This window comes from Cuspidothrix issatschenkoi CHARLIE-1 (assembly GCF_002934005.1).
Classification (GTDB): domain Bacteria; phylum Cyanobacteriota; class Cyanobacteriia; order Cyanobacteriales; family Nostocaceae; genus Cuspidothrix; species Cuspidothrix issatschenkoi.
This window is the reverse complement of record NZ_PGEM01000167.1, coordinates 15,264-42,247: the sequence shown is the minus strand read 5'-3', so window position 1 is coordinate 42,247 and position 26,984 is coordinate 15,264. Positions and strand designations below refer to the sequence as shown.

Here is a 26,984-nt window from a genome sequence, read left to right as displayed (position 1 = left end):
TTCCCGATGAATTGGGAAGCCCACACTAAACTCCAGCAACCAGTGATATTTCTATTTCACCTCTAAAGCAGTAACCGGAACATCACCCTCATCAATATCATCACTAAATGTACTGGGCAAATTTATCAAAAACATCACCATTCTAACTGCGTAAAATAAAGATATACTTAACCACAAGATATGGTTGCTGGAAAACTTCATGGCAGCCAAATTAGCAGGTATAAACCCAACTGCAAGAGCAACTAAGCTAACATTGCGTAGGGTGTATCCTTGGGCTAAACCTAAGAAATATCCTTCCATCGCAAAACCGATTGAACTCAATGCCAAAGTAAGTTGCAACCAAGGAAGAAAAGTATTTATATTTGAGGTTACTTCGGTGTGGTTAGTGAACCAGCTAAAAACAGTATCTGGAAATAGTACACATACTCCACCAAAAAACAGTCCTACTACAAGGGCAGCTAAGATAGAAAAACCTACTAAGGGAGCTAATTGTTGTGAAGATCCTTTTCCTTTAAAGTTTCCCACCAAAGCTTCTGTACCGAATCCCATTCCCTCTACAAAATATGTATTAAAGCTAAATATCTGCCACATTAAGGTATTTTGAGCATAAATCAACGTCCCCATTTGGACTCCTTGATAGTTGAATATTAATGTGGCAAACAGACAAATACAATTGCTGATCAGGATATTTGTATTGAGAAGCAAGTTAGATTTCATAGCTGAAATGTCCAATATTTTTCCAGATAGAGAGCGAATTTCCAGCCACTGAAATTCCTTGCAAAAAAATATCAATCCTAATAATAACGATAAATATTGGCTTGTAGCGGAGGAGATTCCTGCCCCTTGACTTTCCCATCCCAGGTGGATAATAAATACATAGTCAAGTAGAATTTTGCTGCCATTGCCAAGGACTGAAAGTAGCACAACTAAGCTATTTTTTTCTCGTCCTAAAAACCAACCTATTAGCACAAAATTGAGTAAGATTGCAGGTGCTCCCCAAATTTGGGTGTTGAAATAGGCAAGGCCTGAAGATTTTATCTCTGGGTCAGCACTTAGCAGAGCAAACCCAAGTTCTCCCAAAGGATATTGTAAGAGGATGAGGGCGATACCTATGACTAGAGCAATCAAACCGTTACGTAGAGCCACTAACAATGTCTCTTCTCTGTCATCTCGTCCGATTGCCTGTGCTGTGAGACCAGTAGTTCCCATACGTAAAAAGAATAAGGCTAGATAGAGAAAATTCAGCAGGTTTGCAGCAATACTAACTCCAGCGAAGTGACGGATTTCCTCAAGATGACCCAAAAAGATGACACTTACTATATTTGCCAATGGAATCATAATACTGGATAGGACGTTGGCTAGAGCCAGTCGGAAATAGCGGGGGATAAAGCTATATCGGTCTGGAAGTTTTTGGTTCATAGATCGAGGAGTAAGTTATGGCGACTCTTACTCAGAAGGATGTTTCCAAGGTCAGAGGTTGAGTAAAAGAGATATCAAGTCAAAAATACTTTGTGGGATTTATAAGTCTTTTAGCGTTTGAGATAAGAACTCCAACAAAGCTTGTCTATTTTCATTGAGGTAGAAATGTCCACCTGGGAACATTTGTACTGAAAATGATCCCCGAGTGTACTCATGCCAATTAACTAGAGAATCGTAATTGGCTTCTTTATCTTCAAGACCACCTAAAGCGAAAATGGGACAATCAAGAGGCTCACTTTGGGAATGGATATGTGTTTCAACTAAAGTCATGTCTGCTCGCAAGACAGGTAAAAACAACTCCATCAGGTCTTTGTCTTTTAAGACTGTATCTGGTATGGCATTGTAAATCTTGCTTAATTTTTCAGTAAATTCTGCATCAGGTAACAAATGAATAGGTGGATATAATTCGGGTACGTTAGGAGCAGAGTGACCTGAGACAAATAAATAAACTGGATTGATATTTTTCTGTTGGAGTTTCCTGGATAGTTCATAAGCAATGAGCGCTCCCATACTGTGGCCAAAGATTGCAAATGGCTTATCCAAATGTTGTAGGAAAACCTCGACTAATATCTCTGTTAGAGATTCAAGATTTGAAATTGGTTTTTCTCCCATCCGCTTTTCTCTTCCAGGCAGATCAATAGCACAAACCTCTACATTTAACGGCAATTCTTGAGCCCATAGTCGAAAAACTGATGCCCCACCTCCTGCGTAGGGTATACAAAATAGACGTAAATTGGCTTCTGGATTGGACTGGTAGCATTTAACCCAGAGATTAAGTATTTCTGTCTGCATAAAATAAATGATGATATTTTTTTGGCGTGATCATGAATACTACCTTGACAACGATAGCTTCGTCAAATTACCCATCTATTGGTGGTCTGTTAAGCCTGTAGCCCATTGATAATAATGGTTTCAGGCATTTCAAGAAAAGTTGTAAAAATTTATTATTTATTTATTATTTAATTCTTGCGTCAGAATATCACCTATGTTACAGTAAGCACTGTCAAATGAATAAAGAAACTTGTCCTAAATCCTAATCAACCAGGACAAGTATTAGCATTCTTACACCATTGAGGAATAAACTGTGAAGGAACAAACTTTGAAACATGTTTCTATGTATTTCAGTAAAGCTACCGCTCAGCAGCACAAAAGATCAGTAACAAAAGTAAGTCGTCTCCAACGGAATGCTATACAATGGTTTTCTGGAGGTTTGACAGCAGCCTTAATTGTATCCGGTGTATGTCCAATTGAGGCTCGAGAGTTAAAATCTAATTCTGTCCAACAAGGTACTACTAACCAAGCAGGAAAAGAATTTGCTCCCCATAAGATATCCAGATCTGATCTGTCGGCCAAAAAAAAGGTATTAGGAACTTGGCGGCTATTATCGTGGTCAAACAAAGATCCACAGGGTAACTTAAGTTATCCCTATGGCAAAGATGCCCTTGGTTACATTGTCTACAATCCAGATGGATATATGTGCGCGACCCTTTCAAAAAAGGATCGTCCTAATTTCCCTTCAGGAGATATTTTGGGTGGAACGTTACAAGAACAAGCACAGGCAGTACAAACATATATTGCCTACTGTGGTACATATACTGTTACGGGCACTACTGTAACTCATCATGTTAAAGTTAGCTTGTTTCCAAATTATATTGGTACTGATCAAGTGCGTATGTATAAATTTGAAAACGGAAAGCTGGTACTAAGCCATGCTCCAGAAATGATGGATGGCAAGCTACAAACTCCTGCCATAGTTTGGGAGCGTGCTTCTAAGTAACCTTTTAAAACATTCGTAAACATCATACATACTGGTTGATTTTAAGAATGTAGAAGTTACCCCCTGTAAATACAAACTTACCATTTGCGAGTGCAATAAATTACGTCCCTTCATGCTTTTGAGTATGAAGTTTAGGCACATAATCCTTTTTTATGACTCTGGGCAACGCAAAATTTGAAACCCTTGTTAAATAAAGGTTAAAGCAATTGATTAATAACAAAATATCTACTATATTCTATTATTAATAAAAAAGTTTCAAACCTTTATCACATTCTGTATTTTACAGTTAGGCAATTCTTTTTGTAATTCCCAGTTTAATGGAAGAGGAATAAGTAAGTCAGCAAAATAAAATCGAGGTATGCTGATATTTGTAAAAGCCGTGAAATACCTTTATTAATAAGGTATTTAGTTAATTTACATTTCGTGACACACATTGATTATTTAACGCTGACTTACTTGGCGATAGGGTTGCCCTATTGCAAGCAGTTCGCCCAAAAATCACCGAAAAATAATGTTGCTAGGACATACCTACTGTACAAATTAACCATGATATGTGTGAACGATATTTGGTAGTTTCAGGCTTTTGGCGATTAACTTCCGATCAATAGCAACCGCTGAAAAATGATCAAACAATCACGTAAAAATGCCAGGGCTCTATCATATCACATATTTAGTTAATCCTGTCAATGGGTAAGTCCTAATACCATGATTTTGGTAACCTGGTATTAAGAAACATAGACACAGTACGTAACGATAATTAAAGCACTGTGAAAAATCCTATATATGTATATATGGGAGACAGGCAATAAATCAACTAAAATTGTAGAGGGCATAATGGATTTTCCTTGGAACAATCAGCAAATTGAATTTAAAAAAAAGGTTATTCATTTTGCTCAACAGTCATTAGCTTCCGATCTAATTGAACAGGATAAAGAAGGGATATTCAATCGGGAGGCCTGGAAGAAATGCTGCGACTTTGGTATTCACGGATGGCCTATACCTACACGTTATGGTGGACAAGAACTTGATATACTCACTATCGCTTATGGCTTACAAGGGCTAGGATATGCTTGTAAGGATAATGGGTTAATGTTTGCGATGAGTGCACACATTTGGGCTGGTGAAATGCCCCTACTGACTTTTGGGAATGAAGCACAAAAGGAAAAGTATCTCCCATTGCTTTGTCGGGAAGGTTGGATTGCATCCCACGCCGCCAGTGAACCACAAGCTGGGTCAGATATCTATAGCCTCAAGACAACGGCTCGAAAACATGGAGATAAATACATTCTTAACGGACACAAACACTATGTAACCAATGGCAGTTTTGCAGATATCTTCATTATTTTTGCTACTACAGATCCAGACTTAGGAAAAGAGGGTTTGACGGCGTTTATAATTGAAAAAGATACTCCTGGTCTAGTTGTCCATAAACGTATGTCTACAATGGGAGTACGTACGGCTGAAATAACAGAATTAACCTTAGAAAATTGTGAAGTATCTGTCAGTGATCGTTTAGGTGGGGAAGGAGCAGGTCTAGCCATATTTAACCACAGTATGGAGTGGGAGCGGGGATTTATTCTGTCCTGTGCTGTAGGAACAATGGAACGATTATTGGAACAGTCAGTTCGTTACGCGAGAACCCACAAGCAATTTGGTCAAGCCATTGGAAAATTTCAATCAGTTGCTAACAGATTAGTGGAGATGAAGTTGCGGTTGGAGAATGCCAAGTCTTATTTGTACAAAGTTGCTTGGATGAAACAAAATCGGCAAATGGCTCTTCTGGAAGCATCCATGGCTAATTTGTACATTAGTGAAGCTTGGGTTCAGTCATGTCTCGAAGCAATCGAGATCCATGGTGCATATGGTTATTTAACGAATACAGAGTTAGAACGAGAACTGCGAGATGCTATCGGTAGTAAATTTTACTCTGGCACATCCGATATTCAGCGAGTCGTTATTGCGAAATTCTTGGGATTGTAAAGTAGCAGCATTATGTCATATTTACTGCATCATTTGTTAAGGGGTAGTGCTCAAATCCATAGCGATCGCATTGCCGTAGAGCAACAAGAACGCAATATCAGGTATAGTCAGTTGGATGAGAACAGCAACCAGTTGGCACATACCTTGAGCAGTGTAGGCATAGGGCGGGGCGACCGAGTTGGCATTTACCTCGATAAGTCCATTGAAGCTGTTATTGCTATATTTGGCATATTGAAGAGCGGTGCCACCTATGTACCCTTAGATCCTTACGCTCCAGTAAAGCGAATTGCCTTTATCATTAAAAACTGTCAGATCAAGACACTGATTTCGACAAAGCAAAAAATAGATGCTTTAGGCACTAGCGCCTTAGAGGATTTGCAGAGTCTCAATAGTGCAATTATCGTAGATGAGGGCGATCAACCAACACAGTGGTCGGGAAAAATCGTTACATGGTCAGAGGTTTTACAAGCTCCTTGCAGTCCACCGCCAGATCCAAATCTGATTGAAAATGATTTGGCTTATATTCTTTATACATCTGGCTCAACAGGATCTCCCAAGGGGGTAATGATTAGCCATCGCGCCTCTCTCACCTTTGTGGATTGGGCTTATGACACATTTCAGGTTACAGCAGAAGACCGCGTTTCCAGTCATGCGCCATTTCATTTCGATCTTTCCATCTTTGATATCTTTACAACTATCAAAGCGGGAGGAACGATCATTCTACTCTCAGCCGCTTTATCGGTCTTTCCAATTAATCTAGCCAAATTCATTGCCGCAGAAAGGATTTCGATCTGGTATTCAGTCCCCTCCATTCTGACTAATTTAGTCCTATATGGACGATTAGAGGAGCATACCTACCCCACTCTTAGAAGCATTTTGTTTGCAGGTGAAGTTTTTCCCAACAAATATTTGCGCCAGTTAATGGTGCATATTCCCCATGCTTGCTATTACAACCTCTATGGTCCAACGGAAACAAACGTTTGCACATATTATCAAGTCTCACCGCTTGATACTGAAATAACCGAAGCAATTCCCATTGGAAAAGCCTGTGCTAACACTGAAGTTTTTGTCTTGAGTACAAGTGATGAATTGGTAGCTAGAGGTGAAGTGGGTGAGCTTTGTGTGCGCGGACCTGGGTTGATGACAGGCTATTGGGATTTACCTGAAAAGACTGCTCAAGTACGGGTTCCCTTCCCTTTGCATCCTAGTTTGGGATCTGAGATGATTTACCGCACCGGGGATCTTGTCAAACAAGACTCCTATGGCAACTATGTTTTTTTAGGTCGTCGAGATCGGATGATTAAGAGTCGGGGCTACCGCATTGAATTAGGTGAAATAGAAAGCGTTTTATATAGCCATCCGGCACTGGCAGAAGTCGCAGTAATCCCCATACCTGACAATGAAATTAGTAACCGGATTAAGGCTTTTGTGGTAGTACGTCTTGATGATAAAGCTACACAAGAAATTCCTACTACACAGACTTTAAAATCCTTTTGTGCAGAGCGGCTTCCTAAATATATGGTTCCCGACTTGTTTGAGTTCCGTAACGCTTTGCCCCAAACTTCCACTGGCAAGATAGACAAAGTTCAATTATCTCAGGAGACAGTATCATGACGCAAAATATTACCATGACAGCAGAAAAGATCGAACAAATGATCAAGGAATTTATCAGCCAAGAGTTGGCATACGATCAACCCAACTTGGTTCTAACCAACAACTTAAAGATAATTGAGCAAAGGATTGTTGACTCAATGGATCTGTTCCGATTAGTTCGCTTTGTTGAAGAAGAAATTGGAATTTTTTGGGAACCCGAAGAACTCGTATTAAAAAATTTCGAAACAATTGACAATATCAAAGGTTACATACTTGGTAAGTTGATGCCATAGCATAACTAGAACTAAGCTTACAAGACCCTAGTCCTAAGCTTTTAGAAAGCTTCTCTCCGGTATGCCTTTAACCATGTTTCAAAGAAATCAATCATGAACAAAACCACTTACTCTGATCATGAGTCTTATCTTCTAGAAAATCCTCAGCAGGAACCAATTGCGATTATTGGTATGGGATGTCGTTTCCCTGGACAGGCAGACACCCCAGAAGCATTCTGGCAATTGTTGCGTAACGGTGTAAATGCCGTCACAGATGTTTCCTCTTCTCGCTGGGATCTTGATAGATACTATGATCCTACTCCTATGCCGGGTAAGATTTATACACGGGCTGGAGGTTTCTTAGATACAAATGAGATAGAAGAGTTTGATGCTGAATTTTTTCGCATGGCATCACGAGAAGCAGCGGGCTTAGACCCACAACAACGGTTGCTACTGGAAGTAAGTTGGGAAGCTCTCGAACACGCTGGAATTGCACCCACGTCTTTGGCAGGTAGTCAAACAGGTGTGTTTGTAGGTATTCATTGGGATGATTACTCAGCAGAACGTTTTTATACGGTCAAACCTAGTGAAATTAATGCTTACCCCACCTTAAGTAATTTACGAAGTCTATCAGCAGGAAGAATTGCATATCTGTTGGATTTGCATGGACCAACAATGCAAATTGATACAGCTTGTTCTTCCGCATTAGTATCAGTCCATTTGGCTTGTCAATCTCTGCATAATCGCGAATCTAACCTAGCTATAGCTGGTGGAGTCAGTCTACTACTCTCTCCTAAGCTAGCGGTCGGTTTCTGTCAAATGAATGTCTTAGCCAAAGATGGTCGCTGCAAAACCTTTTCAGACTCAGTTGATGGATTCGTCCAAGGAGAGGGTTGTGGTATTGTTATTCTCAAACGTCTCTCTGACGCTCTGCGCGATCGTGATCCGATCCTGGCTACAATTAAAGGCTCAGTAGTCAATCATGATGGATACAGCCTGACTTTGACAACACCTGCTAGTGCTGCCCAGGAAGCAATGCTGCACAAAGCTGTAGAAAATGCTTGTATAGAGCCTAGACAAGTGCAATATGTTGAGACCCATGGAACAGGAACGCCTTTAGGCGACCCCATTGAAGTCATAGCTTTAGCAAAAGTATTAGGTCAAGATCGTCAAGACCCATTGGTTATTGGATCTATGAAGACCAATATGGGGCATTTAGGGGCAGCCTCAGGTGTAGCTAGTTTGATTAAAGTTATACTTTCGCTTCAACACAATCATATTCCCCCCAACTTACATTTCGATAAACCTAATTCGCGTATTCCTTGGCATAAATTGCCAGTTACTGTACCAACTGAATTGATGCCTTGGCCAGAACATGAACCAAAGCTGGCAGGTGTTAGTTCATTTGGGATGAGTGGAACTAATGTTCATGTAATTGTAGAAGCAGCACCGCAGCTACCGCAAGTAGAGCTTTCTAGCCAGGGAACTGAACCGTTATACCATTTACTTACTTTATCTGCTAAGACCGAAAAAGCCCTAAACGATCTCGCACATCGTTATTTAACCTTCTTAGAAAAAACAGAGGATGCTTTAGCAAATATTTGCTACACAGCTACCACTGGACGCTCCCATTTTGCCCATCGTTTAGCTATTGTTGCTAAATCGAAAGAAAATATTTGCCAACAACTGGATGGTTTTATCAAGGGTGAAAAAATTACAGGCACAATCCAAGGTGATGCCTACCAATCAGCACCAAAGCTCGCTTTCTTGTTCACCGGACAAGGGTCACAATACGTTGACATGGGTCGCGAACTTTATGAAACGCAACCTGTATTTCGCCAAACGTTGCAGCTATGTGATGAAATACTGCGCTCTCATTTAGACCGATCCTTGTTTTCCATACTTTATCCCGAACAACCAGAAAATATTATTGATCTTACAGCTTACACACAACCGGCGATGTTTGCCTTTGAATATGCTCTGGCCGAGTTGTGGAAATCCTGGGGGATCGTCCCAGATGTCGTTATGGGGCATAGTGTGGGCGAGTATGTCGCCGCCTGTGTGGCAGGAGTGTTTAGCCTAGAGGATGGATTAAAGCTGATCGCAACCCGTGGAAGACTAATTCAGCAACTGCCACAGGAAGCAGATGGTAAAATGGTTAGCACTATCGCCAATGAAGACCTAATAAACTCGGCGATCGCATCCTATAGTACACAAGTTTCTGTGGCCGCAGTCAATGGTTTACAGAGCATAGTCATCTCAGGTGATAGTTCATCCATAGACTCCATTGTAGCCGAACTGAAAACAAAGCAGATCAAGACCCATGAATTGACTGTTTCTCACGCCTTCCATTCACCCTTGATGGAGCCAGTATTAAAGCCGTTCGCTCAAGTCGCTGGGGAGGTCATATATTCTCTACCGAAAATTACCCTAATATCTAATATTACAGGCGATCAAGTAACGGAAGATATAGCAACTGCCGATTATTGGGTTCGTCATATTCGTCAGCCCGTCAGATTTGCCGATGGCATGAATACCCTACAAAAGATAGGGATAGAATGCTTTGTCGAAATCGGACCTAAACCAATTCTCTTGGGCATGGGAGCTAGTTGCCTAGTTGATCAGGAAAAACGCCTGACATGGCTACCTAGTATACGTCCTTGTGCAGAATCATCCACTATAGCCGAAAGTTTAGCTCAATTGTATGTTCGCGGTGTCAATATCAATTGGCAAGAGTTATTCCTAGACGAACACCGTCGAAAAGTGGTATTACCAACTTATCCCTTTCAAAAAGAACGCTGTTGGGTTGAGGTAAAACAGGAGCGCGCTCCTAGAAAGAGCAGTGAAATTTCTGCTCATCCCTTGTTACAAGAGAGGATCTATTCATCTGTACTTAAACAGGGAGAAGTTCAGTTTGAGGCTTACCTTTCTACCGACGATCTGCCCTACCTTTCAGAACACCGCGCTTTCGGTCAAGCAATTATGCCTGCTAGTGCTTACTTCGAGATGGTTTTGGCAGCAGGAAATCAACTTTTTGGCAACCGCCCCATAACCTTTAAGGATGTAGCAATTGAAAAAGCTCTCAAGCTAGAAGAGCCTCAGACATTGCAGTTGCTCTTAACTCCTGATCAAGAAGGCTATTCATGGCAAATTTTCAGTTTGGTCTTCATTAATGAAGAGCCGAATTGGACGCGCTACGCCGCCGGAAAGATTGGTATAGGGAAAGATATATCAATTTCAGAACTAAAGGCGAATTTAACTGCTTTACAATCTGGACTGGAAGAACACAAGGATATAAAAGCTTTCTATCAACAAGTCGCCACCCGAGGAATGGTCTATCAAGGAAGCTTCCAAACCGTGCGCCGCTTGTGGCATTCTGAGGGGAAAGCCCTAGGTCAAATTCATCTGCCCAAAAACTTTCTCAACCAGCCCTATCATTGGCATCCGACCCTCTTGGATGGATGTTTCCAAATCCTGTTGGCGGCACTACCTGCCGACTTTTCAGAAACTTATTTACCAGTTGGCTATCCGCATTTCACATTTTGGCGGCATCCTAACCGCGAGGTTTTCAGTTACGTTAAACTTCATTCTCAGCCTGGTGCAGAAATCCTAAAGGCGGACTTGCAGTTAATTGGCAAAGATGGTGAAGTTTATGCCGAAGCGATCGGCCTGCAACTGAAAAAGGCTCGATCACAAGCATTACAGCAGAAAGACCCCTGGAAAGATTGGCTTTACAAAGTGGTCTGGAAAGAAGTCAAAAAAACAGCAGGGACTGCCAACCCAACAAACAAAGGAAATTGGCTAATTTTGGCAGACCGCACTGGTTTAGCTGAAACCTTGGCTGAATTGTTGAGCGCGAGTGGACAGCGACCACACCTCGTCTATGCCAAAAAAGCTCATGAGAGATATCAGCCAGAGAAATATGCTATTGACTGGACAGACCTATCCGACTGGCAGCAATTGTTAGCTAATAGATCCTATCAAGGTGTAGTGTACCTTTGGGGTCTGGATGAACATGACTCATGTGATTCCAACTGCGAGCAAATACTACATCTGGTTCAAGCTTTGACTTCAGCTAAGATATCTCCTCAATTGTGGTTGGTCACGCAAGGGTCACAGTCGGCTCTCAAGGATGATAATGTTGCCGTCTGGCAAGCTCCTATATGGGGACTGGGTAAAACAATCTCTCTGGAACACCCCGAATTTTCAACTACTTGTTTAGACTTACCATCTGGTAATCACCGTAATGAAACAGCTAAATCTTTACTCCAAGATTTACTCACCCCCGATCAAGAAAACCAAATTGCTTATCGAAATGGGGTACGGTATATCGCTAGATTAGAGCATTTCCAACCTGTACAGACACCAAGCATCGCTCCTGTAGCACTGAAGCTGACCAGCTACGGCACGCTCGATAACTTGACTTTGGTTCCTTTAGCCGCACCAACTTTGGCACCTGATGAAGTCGAGATAAAAGTTCAGGCAAGCGGACTTAATTTTAGAGATGTGCTGCGGGCGTTAGGCATGATGCGCGAAATCGAGGAGTCTTTAGGTATTGCTGCTTCGGCAAGCGATATACTGTTCGGATTTGAGTGTGCAGGGACAATTGAGCGTGTTGGCAACCAAGTCTCTGGCTTCAAGGCGGGTGATGCTGTGATTGCCTACGCATCAGGTAGTTTAGCAAGTGTAGTCAAGGCTAAAGCAAAATTGGTAGTTCCGAAGCCGCCCGAGCTAACTTTTGAAGAGGCGGCCACAATTCCTGTTACTTTTTTGACGGCTTATTACGGACTGATAAAATGCGCTCAAATTAGACCTACAGACCGAGTATTGATTCATAATGCGGCTGGAGGTGTAGGTCAAGCTGCTCTTCAATTAGCGCAACTGAAGGGAGCAGAAGTTTTTGCAACGGCTAGCCCCCCCAAGTGGGAGTTTTTAAAGTCCCTTGGTGTTAAACATATATATAACTCTCGCAACCTTGATTTTGCCGATCAGGTAATGACTGACACCAATGGAAAAGGTGTGAATGTCATCCTCAATAGTCTAACTGGCAAGTTTATCGATCAAAGCTTTGACGTACTGACTCAAGGAGGGCGCTTTGTAGAAATCGGTAAATTGGGAATCTGGGATGAGCAGAAATTGCAAGCACTACGCCCTGATGCTGCTTATTTCCCCTTTGATTTAGGAGAGATGGATGGGGCGGAAATCATTCCTGCAATGTTGTTGGAACTGATGACTTTGTTTAAGGAAGGTAAGCTTAAACCATTACCTGCCAAAGTTTTCCCAATTACTGAATTTGTCAATGCTTTCCGCTATATGCAGCAAGCCAAGCACATTGGTAAAGTGGTGTTAAGTTTTCAGAATCCAGAAAATTGCTCGGTTCGATCAGACAGCAGTTACCTAATTGCGGGAGGATTGGGCGCATTAGGATTAAAGGTGGCTGAGTCCCTAGTTAAACAAGGTGCTAAACATCTAGTTCTGACGGGACGGAGTGGTGTAAAACAAGCAACTAATGAAGCCATCAAAAAATTAGAGCAAGCAGGTACTAAAGTATCGGTCATTAATGCAGATATTGCTAATCAGGAAGATGTCAAAAAAATACTGAGTGTATGTCCTAATTTACGTGGAATTGTTCATACCGCAGGTGTTTTAGATGATGGTCTATTGAAGGAGCAAACACCTACTCGCTTCAAAAAAGTCATGGCATCCAAAGTACAAGGAGCTTGGAATTTGCATACCTTGACTCAAGATTTACCCTTAGACTTTTTTGTCTGTTTTTCCTCCGCCGCATCTTTGTTGGGCAATGCAGGTCAAAGCAACTATGCAGCAGCTAATGCCTTCGTTGATGGTTTGGCTCATTATCGGCGATCACAAGGTTTGCCAAGTTTGAGCATAAATTGGGGACCATGGGGCGAGGTAGGAATGGCAGCAACTCTTACTGGTAGATTGAAAGCCCAAGGTTGGGGTATTATTCCCACTGAACAAGGCTTGCAAGCATTAGACTACTTGATCAAGAATGAAGACTGTGATCAAGTCGGGTTACTGCCTATGAACTGGCCAAAATTTTTGGAACGACTACCAAAAATTACGCCATTCTTGGAAAATTTCCAGACGAATATTACACCATCTCAAGAGCGACCAGCCTTAGTTTCTCAACTAAAAGCTACTTTAGCTCATGAACGCCGAACAATTTTGATGGATCATGTTCGTTCCATCATTAGAAATGTCATCGGATTAAATGCCAGTACCAGAATTGAACCACGACAGTCTTTATTTGACCTAGGGCTTGACTCCCTAATGGCAGTAGAACTGAGAAACTATCTGGAAAAAAGTGTCGAACATTCCTTGCGCTCAACTCTACTCTTTGACTATCCAACTTTAGAAGCACTGGTGAATTATCTGCTGGAAAAGGTTCTAGTTCTAGAGGATATGAGTGTCCAGCAAACAGAAGACCAAACGACACCCACCCAACTATTTGAAGAACTTCCAGAAGACGAAGCAGATATCTTACTTGCCAGCAAGTACGAAGAACTCAATCAACTACTAGGTAATATTTAACATGACACAAACTCCTGCCAAACCAACAACATTACAGTTGCTCAACGCCCTAGAAGAAGCACGTACCAAACTACAGGCAGTTCAGCAAGCAAAAGAAGAACCTATTGCCATCATTGGCATGAGTTGCCGTTTTCCAGGTGCTAAAGATACAGAATCTTTTTGGCACCTGCTCTCAAATGGCGTAGATGCGATTCAGGAAATACCTGCCAACAGATGGAAGATTGATGCCTGTTACGATGCGAATCCGGACGCACCCGGAAAGATGTCTAGCCGTTATGGTGGCTTTTTATCGGAAGTGGATAAGTTTGACGCGCACTTCTTTGGGATCTCACCTCGGGAAGCAATGTCCCTTGACCCACAGCAGAGGCTACTGCTAGAAGTAAGTTTTGAGGCGTTAGAAAATGGCGGTCAGTCATCAGAAAAGCTATTTGGCACTCCGACTGGAGTATTTATCGCCATTAGCACCTTTGACTATGCTATGCGCCTGTCGGAAGCGCGATCTCAAATTGATGCTCACCTGGGAACAGGAACCCTTTTGAGCCCAGCTGCCGGACGCTTATCTTATAGTTTGGGGTTGAAAGGCGCAAGCATGGTGGTAGATACAGCTTGTTCTTCCTCCCTTGTGGCACTGCATCTAGCTGTAAATAGCTTGCGTAACAAAGAATCCGACCTAGCTTTAGTTGGAGGTGTGAACCTACTCCTAGCACCAACTCTCAGCATCAATTTCACAAAAGCGCGGATGCTTGCAACAGATGGTCGTTGTAAAACCTTTGATGCTAGTGCAAATGGGTATGTTCGCAGTGAAGGTTGTGGTGTTGTTGTTTTAAAACGCCTTAGTCAAGCCATCCGTGATGGGGACAACATCCTAGCATTAATTCGAGGTTCAGCCATCAATCAGGATGGGGCGAGTGGCGGTCTGACAGTACCTAGCGGACCTTCTCAGGAAGCGGTAGTTCATCAAGCACTGAAAAATGCAGGTGTTAAGCCCAAGGAAGTTAGCTATATTGAAGCTCATGGTACTGGCACTTCCTTGGGAGATCCAATTGAAGCAAATGCCTTGGGTAGCCTCTTTGGTGAGAGGGAAGAGCCCCTGATCGTAGGCTCCGTGAAAACCAATATCGGACATCCAGAAGCAGCGGCTGGTATGGCAGGTCTGATCAAAGTTGTTCTCTCCCTACAACACAAACAGATTCCACCTCACCTGCACTTTGAGAAACCTAACCCTTATATTGCTTGGGAGCAGCTACCGATCAAGGTACCCACGGAATTAATGCCGTGGTCAACAGTCAATAAACAACGAATTGCTGGAATCAGTTCCTTTGGGTTTAGCGGTACCAATGCTCATATAGTCCTTTCCGAAGCACCGCCAGTTGCAGCAAAAAGCGAATCCGAAACTGCACCGCGCCCCCAACATCTGCTCACCCTCAGTGCCAAGACCAAACCTGCAATGGAGCAGATGGTTCGCAACTACTCAGAACACCTAGCCACTCATCCCAACTTAGACTGGGCTGACATCTGTTACACAACTAATACTCGGCGGACTCATTTCCACGAACGTTTAGCTGTGGTTGCCGACTCAGTTTCTCAAGCACGGGAAAAATTATTAGCTCATCTGGGAGGAGCGGAAACCACTCATTTGTACAGAGGCAGCAAGAGCGAAAATCAACCTCAAATTGCCTTTCTATTTACAGGTCAAGGTTCCCAGTATCTAGGGATGGGACGGAAGCTATACGAAACACAACCAACATTTCGCAAATCTCTAGAGCGCTGCCAGGAAATTTTAAATACCATCGGCAATCAAGAGCGATCGCTGCTCTCAATCCTCTACCAAAATGATGACAATTCCCTTTTAGAGCAAACTGCCTACACCCAACCAGCTTTGTTTGCCATAGAATACGCCCTGGCCGAATTATGGAAATCCTGGGGTATTGAACCAAGCGCAGTCATCGGTCATAGCGTTGGGGAATACGTAGCAGCTTGCGTAGCAGGGATATTCTCCTTAGAAGACGGCTTGAAAATGATTTCAGCCAGAGGCAGTTTAATGCAAAAACTGCCATCCAACGGCGAAATGGTATCCCTATTAGCTCCTCTAGAACAAGTAGTAGAAGCACTGCAAGGACTGGACTCAGTAAGCATCGCAGCCATCAACGGTCCCAATAGTGTAGTCATTTCTGGTGCAGCGGAAGCAGTACGTCGGGTAGTGCGGGAATTAGAAAGTAAGGGCATAAAAAATAAGCGCTTAAAAGTTTCCCATGCCTTCCATTCAACATTAATGGAGCCAATGCTGCCAGATTTTCGCCAAGTAGTGCAACAAGTAACATTCCATCAACCCAAACTCAACTTTATCTCCAATGTCACGGGCAATTTTGAGCGCGTTTTACCCACTGACCCCGAATATTGGGTAGATCATGTCCTCAAACCAGTAAGATTTGCCTCTGGAATTGAGACATTACACAGAGAAGGCATAGACATATTTGTGGAGATGGGTCCGCAGCCAATATTGCTGGGAATGGGTCGTCAGTGCTTGCCATCAGGGTATGGAACCTGGCTGCCGACGCTACAACTAGAGCAAAGCGATTGGCAAGGACTGCTTCAGGCAGTGGGTCAATTGTATGTAAGGGGCGTAGCGGTAGAGTGGGAGAACTTCCACCGCGACTCTAGTCACCGCCAAGTGGCAGTACCAACTTATCCTTGGCAGCGAGAGCGCTACTGGATTGATGTTGCACAAAGACAACCTCAAATGGAATCGGGAATGGAGAATAGGCATCATCCTCTACTAGGTCAACGAATTCGGAGTGCGGCTCTGAAAAATCAACAAATAGTTTTTGAAAGTCAACTCAGCTCAGATTTCCCTGCATATTTAGCAGATCATACTCTCTACGAGAAAGTCATTTTCCCCACCGCAGCTTATGTAGAGATAGTCTTAGCAGCAGGAGCGCAAATCTTTGGGGGGAAGGAGCAGGAGAATCACCCATCATTGGTAGTTGAAGAATTCCTGATTGAGCAATCGCTAGTTTTGAATCCTGAAGAAGCAGTCTCCGTTCAATTGGTATTAACACCCAATGAATCAGGGTATGAATTTGGGATTTTTAGCCGCAAAAACTCAGATAATAATGTTGATGATCATGAAATATGGACTCGCCATGCCCAAGGTTATCTTTTGAGTGGAAAAGCTCCGGTGGCAAAAGCACCGCTAGATTTGGCTAGCCTGAAGCAAACAGTTAGGCAAGAGATGGAAATTGATGGCTATTACCAAAAATTCAGCGATTTGGGAGTAGAGTATGGGCCTAACTTCCAAGTAATTGAGAAGTTGTGGCGTTCTCAGGGTGACTTGCCAGAAGTCCTCGGTAAGATTAAATTACCTGAGATGGTAGAGAGTAGTGTAAATGACAGCTTGCATCCGCTGCTGTTAGATGGTTGCTTGCAGCTTTTGGCGGCGGCTCTTGAAGATAGCCCTGATAGCGATACCAAAACTTATTTTCTAGTCGGCTTAGAGCGTCTGAGTTTCTTTAAGCAGCCTAGTACAAGTATTTGGTGTCACGTTCATCAGTCAAGTCAGCGAAGCCCCGGTATACTGACTTCCTTCGATTTACATTTGGTTGATGAGAATGGAATAGCAGTAGCCGATCTGATTAATTTACAGGTGCGGCGTGCTAATCAAACCGCGCTCCTAGCCAATCAAACAGATGATTGGTTATACAGAATTGGTTGGGAAGTAAAACCCCGTGTTTTGTCAGAAAGCTCGTCCTTCGCTAAGGCGAATAACAAAACCTCTAAAGCAGGTAATTGGCTGATTTTCAGCGATGGAGGAGAAGTAAGCAGTTCTCTAGCCGATATGCTCAACAAACAGGGCGATCGCTGTATTTTCGTTTCACAAGGATCCTCTTTTTCATTATTAGAGAGCGATCACTATCAAATCAACCCTGCCGAACCAAAAGACTTCCAGAATCTACTTTCCGCAATAGTCAAGAAAGAGCAGTCAGTCTGTCGTGGGATAGTTTACTTATGGGGTCTTGATCAAAAGCTAGAGATGTCAGATGTGCCAACAACGGCACTGGATTTATGTTCTAGTGTGTTGTATTTGGTTCAAGCATTATCTGCAATTCCTCCCCATCATTGGGGCAAAAATATGCCTCATTTATGCTTGATCACTCGCAATGCCCAAGCAGTGACAAAAACCCCCCTACAACTAGAACAATCGCCATTGTGGGGACTAGCCCGCGTGATTGTTTTAGAACATCCAGAACTGGAAACTGTCTGTATAGATCTCGGATCAGACCAAGTTAGTGAAATCGAAATGCTGCTCCAAGAAATGCTCTTCCCAGAAAAAGAAGAGCAAGTAGCTTTTCGGAATGGAGAGCGTTATGTCGCTCGATTAAAACGTGCCGAGGCTAAAACTATCAGCCAATTAGCAAAAATTGATTCATCAGGTAGTTATTTAATCACTGGTGGATTTGGGGCATTGGGTCTTCAAGTGGCCAACTACCTTGTGGAACAAGGCGCACGCCACCTGCTGCTAGTGGGACGACAAGGGGCAGTATCCCCAGAAGCACAAGCAGGAGTCAAGCAGTTGGAAGATAAAGGGGCGTTGGTAAAGATTGTCAAAACTGATATTTCTCAACCCGATAGTATACCAATGCTAATTGCTGCAACTGATATCCCCTTACGGGGAGTGGTTCATGTGGCAGGTGTTTTAGATGATGGGATGGTCAGGGATCAAACCCGGCAGCGCTTCTTAAAAGTGATGAACCCCAAGGTTCAAGGTACTTGGAACTTGCACAAACTGACCAAAGAAATGCCATTAGATTTCTTTGTCTGCTTCTCCTCTATGACTTCAGTTATAGGTGCGCTAGGTCAAGGAAATTATTCTGCGGCCAATGCCTTTATGGATGCACTCTGCCATCACCGACACGCATTGGGATTACCCGCTGTCAGCATCAACTGGGGCCCTTGGGCTACCTCTGGGATGGCCACTCAATTGGATGCAAATCTTCAAAGTCGTTGGGAGGCGATAGGTTTTGGTATGATTCCGCCCAGTCAAGGAATGCATCTATTTGCTAACTTGTTGAACGCCAAGGCACCTCAAGTTGGCGCGATGCCAATAAACTGGTCGAAATATACGGTAGAAAGTGCGTTCTTCACTGACTTCCGAAAAACTACCGACCAAAAGAAAGAGGAACAAAAAACTTCACTTAATTTCCTGGAAACGGTAAAGGCTGCCTCAAAAGAGCAACGCCAGCCACTTTTAGTAGCTCACGTCCAATCTCAAGTATCTAAAGTCTTGGGCTATGAGAAAGATCGCGTATTCTCTGTTTCGGAAGGGTTTTTCGACTTAGGAATGAGTTCTCTGACTTCTGTAGAGTTGAGAAACAATTTGCAAAATAGCTTAGGATGTCGCTTGCCCGCTACGCTGACTTTCGACTATCCAACTGTTAAAAAGTTGGTTGATTATCTGATGGCAGATTTCATAGAAGAAGCTGATGAAGATGAGGATGTAGATGTATCTGAGCAGTCCCTCCAAATAGATAGTAAAGCTCTTACATTCCAGCCTCTAGAGGAAAATGATAATGCCGATGAATTTGCAAAACAATTTGCAGAACAATTAGGTATGCAATGGATTAACTAGATGAACCCAAATCTAGATACTCATCTAGGTGAGTATCTAGATGAGTGAAAATAATGAACAGCGCTATGTTCATATCAATGAATGGATAACAATTAAGCGGTATATAATAGGGTTAATCAAATGAGTGAAAATAATGAACAACGTTATATTCAGTTGATGAAGATAGCGTCCCAAAAAATTGCTGATTTACAATCCGAAATTGAGCGATTAAAGCAGAAAGAACGCGAACCGATCGCCATTGTTGGCATGAGTTGTCGCTTGGCAGAAGCCGATAATCCTGAAGCATTTTGGGACTTACTTTCCAATGGTGTAGATGCCATTCGAGAAGCCCCAAAGGGTCATCATTCATATCTAGATCCCTATTACGACCCAGATCCAGACGTGCCAGGCAAGGTATATATCCGGCGTGCAGGATTTCTCAACCAATCTCCCACAGATTTTGATGCTAGTTTTTTCGGGATTTCCCCCAGAGAAGCAGCAAGTTTAGATCCCCAGCATCGACTGGTGATGGAAGTAGCTTGGGAAGCCTTAGAAAACGCTGGATTTGTCCCCGAAAAATTGGCAGGCAGCCAGACAGGTGTTTTTATTGGGATATGTGCCAATGACTACGTTTGGCAACTTGTCAAACAAGACCCTGTAGAAACAGATGTCTACATAGGATCGGGGAACGCCTATAGCCCAGTGGCAGGCCGCCTTTCTTACTTCTTCGACTTTACAGGTCCTTGTCTCGCCGTTGATACTGGCTGTGCTTCTTCATTGGCTGCCATTCATTTGGCAGTTACCAACTTGCGAAGGGGAGATTGTAACCTGGCACTAGCTGGAGGCGTACAGCGATACGTCTCGCCAGAATATTGGCTCAACCTTTGCAAATCCCGAATGTTGTCTCCAGATGGGCGTTGCAAAACTTTTGCGGCAGGAGCAGATGGTTATGCTCGCGGCGAAGGTTGTGGCATAATCGTTCTGAAACGTCTTTCAGATGCACAAGCTGATGGTGATAATATTCTGGCCTTAATTAGAGGTACGGCGCATGGGCAAGATGGAAGAACCAGCGGTCTAACTGTACCTAGCGGTTCTTCTCAGCAAAATGTGATTCGCAGAGCGCTTGCCAATGCAGGTATTAAGCCCAAAGATGTTAATTATATTGAGGCTCATGGTACAGGTACTTCTCTGGGAGATCCAATTGAAGCAAATGCTTTGATCAAGGTCTTCCGCCAACGGGAAGAACCTCTGATCTTAGGTTCCGCGAAAACTAATATCGGACACTTGGAAGGAGCCGCTGGTGTAGCAGGTCTGATCAAAATCGTTCTGTCCTTACAAAATGAGTTAATTCCACAACACCTACACTTCAAAGAGCCTAGCCCTTATATTTCTTGGGATGAGATGCCAATAAAAGTGGCAAGCGAACAGATACCTTGGCCAGCAACAAATAAAACTAGGTTTGCTGGGGTTAGTTCCTTTGGTTTTACAGGCATCAATGTCCATGCAGTCCTTTCAGAAGCACCACCAGTAGCACCAAAAAGTGAGGCAGAAACTTGGAAGCGCCCCCTACACCTGCTCACCCTCAGTGCCAAAACCAAACCCGCACTCGAACAGATGGTTCGTAACTACGAGAAGCACTTAGCCACTCATCCCAACTTAGAGTGGGCTGATGTCTGTTATACCACCAATACTCGGCGGAGTCATTTCCAGGAACGTTTAGCTGTGGTTGCTGACTCAGTGTCTCAAGCACGGGAAAAATTATTAGCTAATTTAGCAGGGGCAGAAAACACCAATCTGTTTAAAGGTAGCAAGAGCGAAAGTCAACCTCAAATCGCTTTTCTATTTACAGGTCAAGGTTCCCAGTATCTAGGCATGGGACGGGAACTATACGAAACACAACCAATTTTTCGTCAAGTATTAGAGCAGTGTCAGGAAATTTTAAATGCCATTGGGAATCAGGAAAAATCCTTACTCTCCCTCCTTTACCAAAGCGATGACACTACTCTCCTAGAGCAAACTGCTTATACCCAACCAGCACTATTTGCCATAGAGTACGCCCTAACCTCTATGTGGAAATCTTGGGGTCTAGAACCAACCGTAGTCATGGGTCATAGTGTCGGGGAATATGTAGCAGCTTGTGTAGCGGGGATTTTCTCCTTAGAAGATGGATTAAAACTGATTGCTGCCAGAGGGCAGTTGATGCAAAAACTGCCGGATAGCGGAGAAATGGTATCTCTGTTAGCTTCAGTTGAACAAGTGGCAGAAGCAATCAAAGATACGGACTTAGTCAGCATCGCGGCTATTAACGGGTCTGAAAGTGTCGTTATTTCTGGTGAACAGGAAGCGGTACGTCTAGTAGTGCAGAAGTTAGAACACAAGGGAATTAAAACTAAGCGCTTAAAGGTTTCCCATGCCTTCCATTCAGATTTAATGAAGCCAATGCTGGCTGAGTTTCGCCAGGTGGTGCAAGAGGTAACTTTCCACCAACCCAAACTTAATTTTATCTCCAATGTCACGGGCAATTTTGAGCCTGTTTTACCCACAGACCCTGAATATTGGGTAGATCATGTGGTCAAACCAGTGAGATTTGCCGACGGTGTCGAGACACTACACAGAGAAGGAGTGGAGATATTTGTGGAGATCGGGCCTCAGCCAATATTGCTGGGTATGGCACGTCATTGTTTACCTTCTGAGTATGGAACATGGCTACCGACGTTACAGCGAGAGCAAAGCGATTGGCAAGGGGTGCTTCAGGCTTTAGGTCAATTGTATGTAATCGGCGTGGCTATCGATTGGGAGAGCTTCCATCGTGACTATGGCTACCGCCAAGTGGGAGTACCAACTTATCCTTGGCAGCGAGAGCGCTACTGGATTGATGTGACACATACACAACCTCTGACGCAATCTGGCACCCAGAGCGTTGCCCATTCTCTGCTCGGTCAACCATCACCTCAGCAAGCTACCGGAAAAGATTTTGCCGATTTGGTAAACCCAGAAAAGTCTGGGACAGAGGATATTCTCAAACAGAAAGGGAGAGAAGAAACTTCGCTCAACTTGGTCGAACAATTAAAGGTAACTGAGAAAGAGCAACGCAAAGCATTGTTAATTGACCATATTCAATCTCTATTGTCTCAAGTTTTGGGAGACAAACAAGAGAGGAATTTCTCCCTATCACAAGGATTTTTTGACTTAGGAATGGATTCTATGACATCAGTAGAGCTAAGAAATCGCTTGCAAAACTCGATAGGCATCTCATTGTCATCAACCTTGTTTTATAAATATCCAACAGCAGAGGCATTAGTTGACTATTTGATTCAAGATGTGCTTGCTACTTTTGTAAAGTTTGATGATTAATAGGGTGATAGTTGAAGTCTAGAATAGGGCAGACTTGACAGATACAGCACTTTTCTTATTGAATGATCATACATCAATATCCGGCGTTGCTGATTTGATACAGTATTTATGAATTAGTTGTAGGGATTTAGCATTGCGCTTTATCCCTACTCCCGCATTTGTATCATTATTCAAGTGAAACAGTATCAACTGTCACCTATCTTCCCACTCCCACATATTGGAATCCAGCTTTGATTAAGGTTTGGGGATCAAGGAAGTTACGGCCATCTATCATAACAGGGTGGCTCATGAGTTTAGCCATTTTGCCATAGTCTAAGGAGCTGAACTGTTCCCATTCGGTTACAAGTACCAGGGCATCACAACCATCAGCGAGTCTTTCAGCATCGGTTTCTACTAATACCCCAGAAAGACCGTGACGCATTCCTGTTTGAGAAATGATGGGATCATAAGCTTTGACTTTAGCTCCCAGACGGTTGAGTTGTTCAATCAACATAAGTGCGGGTGCGTCCCGTAAGTCATCGGTATCTGGTTTAAAGGTTAAACCGAGTAGTCCGACTGTTTTCCCTTTGAGGATTTTTAAAGCCTTTTGGAGTTTTTCTAAGGCGATTAGACGTTGGCGTTCATTGACGGTGACAGCAGCTTTCATGAGTTGGGCTTCATAGCCATAATCATCTGCGGTGTGAATGAGGGCAGAAACGTCTTTGGGGAAGCATGAACCACCCCAACCGATGCCAGCTTGTAAGAACTTGCTGCCAATGCGGGAATCTAAACCGATGCCTTTTGCGACTTGGGTAACATCTGCACCAACGCGATCGCATATATTGGCAACTTCATTAATAAAACTAATCTTGGTGGCTAAAAACGCATTAGCGGCATATTTGATCATTTCGGCAGAACTTAAATCTGTCACCAATACTGGCACGTTCGGCAAGGATTTATCAGTTGCAAATTTCCGTTCGACAATGGGCGCGTAAAGTTCTTTCATCATGCCGATGGCTTGATGACTATTGACACCTAAGACGATGCGATCAGGGTTAAAGGTATCATAGACGGCTGAACCTTCCCGTAAAAACTCTGGATTACTGACTACATCAAATTGGGTAGCCAGTTCCGATAATTGATCATTGGTGGCGGTATCACCGATGGCCAAGCTTTTTTGACGTTCCGCAATACCATCTAACACGATCATTCTTACCCAGTCCCCCGAACCAATGGGAACGGTAGATTTATTGACAATCACCTTATAACCACCATTGAGATTTTCCCCAATTCCTCTAGCTACGGCTTCTACATATCGGGTATCGCTTTCACCGTTGGGTAAGGGAGGAGTACCGACGGCAATAAATAGAATTTCCCCATGGGCAACACCAGCACCCAAATCACTAGAAAATTGAATATTGCCACTGCTAATGGCAGACTGCATAATTTCCGGGAGTCCTGGCTCGAAAATGGGCGATTGCCCAGACTTCATTAATTTTATTTTCTCTTCGTTGTTATCTATGCAAATTACATTATGTCCGATGTGAGCCAAACAAGCACCTGTCACTAAACCGACATAACCAGTACCAATTACACAAACACGCATTTTTCAAACCCTCGTTTTTAAATTTGTCAGCTGTCAATTAATGATTGGTGATCGTCTGAGTTAGGGATAATTCTAGACCGTTATTTTTTCAGTCGTTGACGGAAATCTTCGATCATCAGTTTTAAACCATCTTGCAGAGGAATGGTAGGTTGCCAATTTAACAAAGTCTTAGCTTTAGTAATATCGGGACGACGGCGGCGGGGATCATCGGCAGGTAAGGGTTCAAACTTAATTTCGGCATCTGGGTTAATCAGGGTTTGTACTGCCTGAGCTAGTTCTAAAATGCTATATTCATCAGGATTACCAAGATTTATTGGCCCTGTATGTTCTCCATTCATCAATCGTATTAATCCTTCTACTAGGTCGGCAACATAGCAGAAGCTACGTGTTTGTTGACCTTCTCCATAAACGGTTAAGGGAATACCTTGTAATGCTTGTGCTACAAAGTTACTGACTACGCGACCATCATTTTCTAGCATTCTTGGCCCGTAGGTGTTGAATATTCTGGCGACTCTAATTTCAACGTTATTTTCTCTGTGATAATCAAATGCTAAGGTTTCGGCAATTCTTTTACCTTCGTCATAACATGACCGGATACCAATGGGATTAACACTGCCTCGATATTCTTCAACTTGGGGATGAACTTCTGGATCTCCGTAGACTTCACTGGTGGAAGCTAATAAAAATCTGGCTTTAACTCGTTTAGCTAAACCTAACATATTGAGGGTGCCAATAACGTTAGTTTTAACTGTTTTAATCGGGTTGTACTGGTAATGGACCGGAGAAGCAGGACAAGCTAAATGATAAATTTGATCTACTTCTAAGCGAATCGGTTCGGTGATATCGTGACGAATCAATTCAAAGTGAGGATTATCTAACCATTGCAGTAGATTGTGTTTATTACCTGTATAAAAATTATCTAAGCAGATGACCTCATGACCTTCCTTCATTAATCTGTCAATGAGATGAGAACCGATAAACCCAGCACCACCTGTCACTAAAATTCTCATATTTTTCCTTTTACTAACATCTAGTGGCAACATCAATATCATGATCATGCCGTTTTATATTAACCATCTTGGCAAATAAAACATAATAGGAGTCACTAAGTCATGAGGGAAAAAGATATCAGGTTTGTGGAGATATCGCACAATAGGACGAATTAAAGCGATGAATCTATGAAAAAAGACAGAAGAAATTTCTGTCTTGAGAAAATTATTTTCTGCTATGGATATGAAAACTTAGTAACGGAGAGAATAGCCGCCGCTATATCTAATCATCAAAGTCTCTAAGAGTACCTCTGCGACTACCTTGATGAAATATTTTGGGGTCTTTGGGGTCAGCTTTGTTAACTTTTAAACCGCGTCCCATGAATTCAGAACCATCAAGTGCCTCAATTGCATCATCTTCTTCTGCATCTTTTTCCATGCAGACCAAGGCGAAACCTCTCATGTGTCCTGTTTCCCGGTCAATAGGCACTTCCAGATTCTGAACAGTGCCATATTTTGCAAAAAGCTGTTCGAGGTCGTTTCGGTTAAGGTCAAAGGACAAATTAGTGACATCAAGCGTTGAATAACTCCAGAAATTAAAAAGTTGTCGCTTAGACTATTAGCATGATAGATGCGTCAAACATATAGTGTGCGTTATTAAGGTTTATTTTTCAATTTATATAATTCATAAATAAATGGATTCCCTCATTCTGAGAGAATTTGGGAATTTGGATTCAGAAAAATTCTACAACTTCACATCAGGAGGAAGTAACACTTTATTAATGACATGAATCACGCCATTACTTGCTTTGATATCTGCTTTGGTTACTTTGGCGTTATCTATACTAACTTGACCTTTTTTGAGTTGAATCTTCACCGAAGCACCTTCAACTGTTTTAACGTTTCCAGATTTGATGTTTTTAGCATAAACTGCGCCAGGAACAACATGATAAGTCAAAATCTTAGTTAAAGTTTTTTTGTTTTCTGGCTTCAACAGTTTTTCTAAAGTTCCTTTTGGTAAAGCAGCAAAGGCAGCATCTGTAGGTGCAAATACGGTGAACGGACCTTTACCAGATAGGGTTTCTACCAAATCTGCCGCTTTAACGGCTGCGACTAGGGTTTTAAAAGATGTATTAGCACTGGCAACTTCAACAATTGTTCCTACGGTTTTTGTCTGGTTAGTAACTGTAGGAGTTTTCGCAGTAGGTTTAGTTTCTGCAAAGGTGGGAACACTAGCAACAAATGCAGTCGCAGCTATGACAATACCAAATGTTTTACTAAATAAGGAATTCATTGTTGTTAACTATGTAGGTTGGCGTTAAAAATTGTCGTTGGGGCAAGGGAACAGGGAACGGGGAACACCGAAGAGAGTTTTGGGCGATTTTACTTTTTGGGCGATTTTACTTTTCTTCACATACCTTTAAATTTTTCGGTTCACCTACTTACTGAAAATGTTTAAGGTCTGAAGATTTCTGTTAATTTATCTTCACACTAAAAACTATAACAGAATTTTAAAATTTGTGTCGGTTTGTAACTATTCTGCCAGCATTGCTAGTAACTGTGCCTCACTCAATTGACTAATGCCCAAACTCTGGGCTTTCTCTAATTTAGAGCCGGCATCTGCACCAAGGACTAAAAAGTCTGTTTTTTTACTGACAGAATCAGTAACTTTACCACCTGCTTTTTGAATTAGGGCTTTGGCTTCATCCCGTTTTAAGGTTGGTAATGTTCCAGTAACAACAAAAGTTTTACCAGCAAATTTTTGATTAATTTCGCCTACATCTGTGGTTTCTGG

At 42.7% G+C, this 26,984-nt stretch carries 14 protein-coding genes; 7 read left to right on the top strand and 7 right to left on the bottom strand.

Features of this window, described 5'->3' with window-relative positions:
* Positions 1 to 51: 51 nt before the first annotated feature.
* Together gntT and CUN59_RS18830 are read right to left on the bottom strand one after the other, a co-directional pair.
* Positions 52 to 1,419, bottom strand: coding sequence for a guanitoxin biosynthesis MATE family efflux transporter GntT (gntT, locus tag CUN59_RS18835; protein ID WP_104389276.1), 1,368 nt, complete (start codon positions 1,417 to 1,419; stop codon positions 52 to 54).
* A gap of 99 nt (positions 1,420 to 1,518) precedes the next feature.
* Positions 1,519 to 2,271 (bottom strand): thioesterase II family protein, encoded by a 753-nt coding sequence (locus CUN59_RS18830; protein ID WP_104389275.1) that lies wholly within the window; start codon positions 2,269 to 2,271, stop codon positions 1,519 to 1,521.
* A gap of 292 nt (positions 2,272 to 2,563) precedes the next feature.
* On the opposite strand from CUN59_RS18830, the gene CUN59_RS18825 reads away from it, so the two are divergent.
* The 7 genes from CUN59_RS18825 to CUN59_RS18795 all read left to right on the top strand — a co-directional run bounded on the left by CUN59_RS18825 (position 2,564) and on the right by CUN59_RS18795 (position 22,615).
* Positions 2,564 to 3,256 (top strand): lipocalin-like domain-containing protein, encoded by a 693-nt coding sequence (locus CUN59_RS18825; protein ID WP_243406990.1) that lies wholly within the window; start codon positions 2,564 to 2,566, stop codon positions 3,254 to 3,256.
* An 834-nt stretch (positions 3,257 to 4,090) separates the two neighbouring features.
* Positions 4,091 to 5,236, top strand: coding sequence for an acyl-CoA dehydrogenase family protein (locus tag CUN59_RS18820; RefSeq protein ID WP_104389280.1), 1,146 nt, complete (start codon positions 4,091 to 4,093; stop codon positions 5,234 to 5,236).
* 12 nt (positions 5,237 to 5,248) lie between these two features.
* Positions 5,249 to 6,850, top strand: coding sequence for an amino acid adenylation domain-containing protein (locus CUN59_RS18815; RefSeq protein ID WP_104389273.1), 1,602 nt, complete (start codon positions 5,249 to 5,251; stop codon positions 6,848 to 6,850).
* Complete coding sequence (locus CUN59_RS18810; RefSeq protein WP_207765448.1) at positions 6,847 to 7,122, top strand: acyl carrier protein; 276 nt, start codon at positions 6,847 to 6,849, stop codon at positions 7,120 to 7,122. The genes CUN59_RS18815 and CUN59_RS18810 overlap by 4 nt, the downstream gene beginning before the upstream one ends.
* Positions 7,123 to 7,215: 93 nt before the next feature.
* The gene (locus CUN59_RS18805; RefSeq protein ID WP_104389272.1) at positions 7,216 to 13,656 is read left to right on the top strand and encodes a type I polyketide synthase; all 6,441 of its coding nucleotides are present in this window, start codon (positions 7,216 to 7,218) and stop codon (positions 13,654 to 13,656) included.
* 1 nt (position 13,657) lies between these two features.
* Positions 13,658 to 19,282, top strand: coding sequence for a type I polyketide synthase (locus CUN59_RS18800; protein ID WP_104389271.1), 5,625 nt, complete (start codon positions 13,658 to 13,660; stop codon positions 19,280 to 19,282).
* Positions 19,283 to 19,402: 120 nt separating this feature from the next.
* On the top strand, positions 19,403 to 22,615 hold the full coding sequence (locus tag CUN59_RS18795) for a type I polyketide synthase (protein ID WP_104389270.1): 3,213 nt from the start codon (positions 19,403 to 19,405) through the stop codon (positions 22,613 to 22,615).
* Between the two features lie 196 nt (positions 22,616 to 22,811).
* On the opposite strand, the gene CUN59_RS18790 is transcribed toward CUN59_RS18795, so the two are convergent.
* The 5 genes from CUN59_RS18790 to CUN59_RS18770 all read right to left on the bottom strand — a co-directional run.
* Complete coding sequence (locus CUN59_RS18790; RefSeq protein WP_104389269.1) at positions 22,812 to 24,200, bottom strand: UDP-glucose dehydrogenase family protein; 1,389 nt, start codon at positions 24,198 to 24,200, stop codon at positions 22,812 to 22,814.
* Between the two features lie 80 nt (positions 24,201 to 24,280).
* Positions 24,281 to 25,210: a UDP-glucuronic acid decarboxylase family protein gene (locus tag CUN59_RS18785; protein WP_104389278.1), complete on the bottom strand. Its 930-nt coding sequence runs from the start codon at positions 25,208 to 25,210 to the stop codon at positions 24,281 to 24,283.
* A 262-nt stretch (positions 25,211 to 25,472) separates the two neighbouring features.
* Complete coding sequence (locus tag CUN59_RS18780; RefSeq protein ID WP_104389268.1) at positions 25,473 to 25,751, bottom strand: RNA recognition motif domain-containing protein; 279 nt, start codon at positions 25,749 to 25,751, stop codon at positions 25,473 to 25,475.
* Between the two features lie 183 nt (positions 25,752 to 25,934).
* Positions 25,935 to 26,483 (bottom strand): fasciclin domain-containing protein, encoded by a 549-nt coding sequence (locus CUN59_RS18775; RefSeq protein ID WP_104389267.1) that lies wholly within the window; start codon positions 26,481 to 26,483, stop codon positions 25,935 to 25,937.
* 240 nt (positions 26,484 to 26,723) lie between these two features.
* Positions 26,724 to 26,984: BRCT domain-containing protein (locus tag CUN59_RS18770; RefSeq protein ID WP_306460523.1), on the bottom strand; the 261-nt coding region annotated here is incomplete at its 5' end.

Excerpts from the sequence above, each read along its gene's own strand:
- gntT (WP_104389276.1), bottom strand. The coding sequence starts at position 1,419 with ATGAACCAAAAACTTCCAGACCGATATAGCTTTATCCCCCGCTATTTC.
- CUN59_RS18830 (WP_104389275.1), bottom strand. The coding sequence starts at position 2,271 with ATGCAGACAGAAATACTTAATCTCTGGGTTAAATGCTACCAGTCCAAT.
- CUN59_RS18820 (WP_104389280.1), top strand. The coding sequence starts at position 4,091 with ATGGATTTTCCTTGGAACAATCAGCAAATTGAATTTAAAAAAAAGGTT.
- CUN59_RS18815 (WP_104389273.1), top strand. The coding sequence starts at position 5,249 with ATGTCATATTTACTGCATCATTTGTTAAGGGGTAGTGCTCAAATCCAT.
- CUN59_RS18810 (WP_207765448.1), top strand. The coding sequence starts at position 6,847 with ATGACGCAAAATATTACCATGACAGCAGAAAAGATCGAACAAATGATC.
- CUN59_RS18805 (WP_104389272.1), top strand. The coding sequence starts at position 7,216 with ATGAACAAAACCACTTACTCTGATCATGAGTCTTATCTTCTAGAAAAT.
- CUN59_RS18800 (WP_104389271.1), top strand. The coding sequence starts at position 13,658 with ATGACACAAACTCCTGCCAAACCAACAACATTACAGTTGCTCAACGCC.
- CUN59_RS18795 (WP_104389270.1), top strand. The coding sequence starts at position 19,403 with ATGAGTGAAAATAATGAACAACGTTATATTCAGTTGATGAAGATAGCG.
- CUN59_RS18790 (WP_104389269.1), bottom strand. The coding sequence starts at position 24,200 with ATGCGTGTTTGTGTAATTGGTACTGGTTATGTCGGTTTAGTGACAGGT.
- CUN59_RS18785 (WP_104389278.1), bottom strand. The coding sequence starts at position 25,210 with ATGAGAATTTTAGTGACAGGTGGTGCTGGGTTTATCGGTTCTCATCTC.
- CUN59_RS18775 (WP_104389267.1), bottom strand. The coding sequence starts at position 26,483 with ATGAATTCCTTATTTAGTAAAACATTTGGTATTGTCATAGCTGCGACT.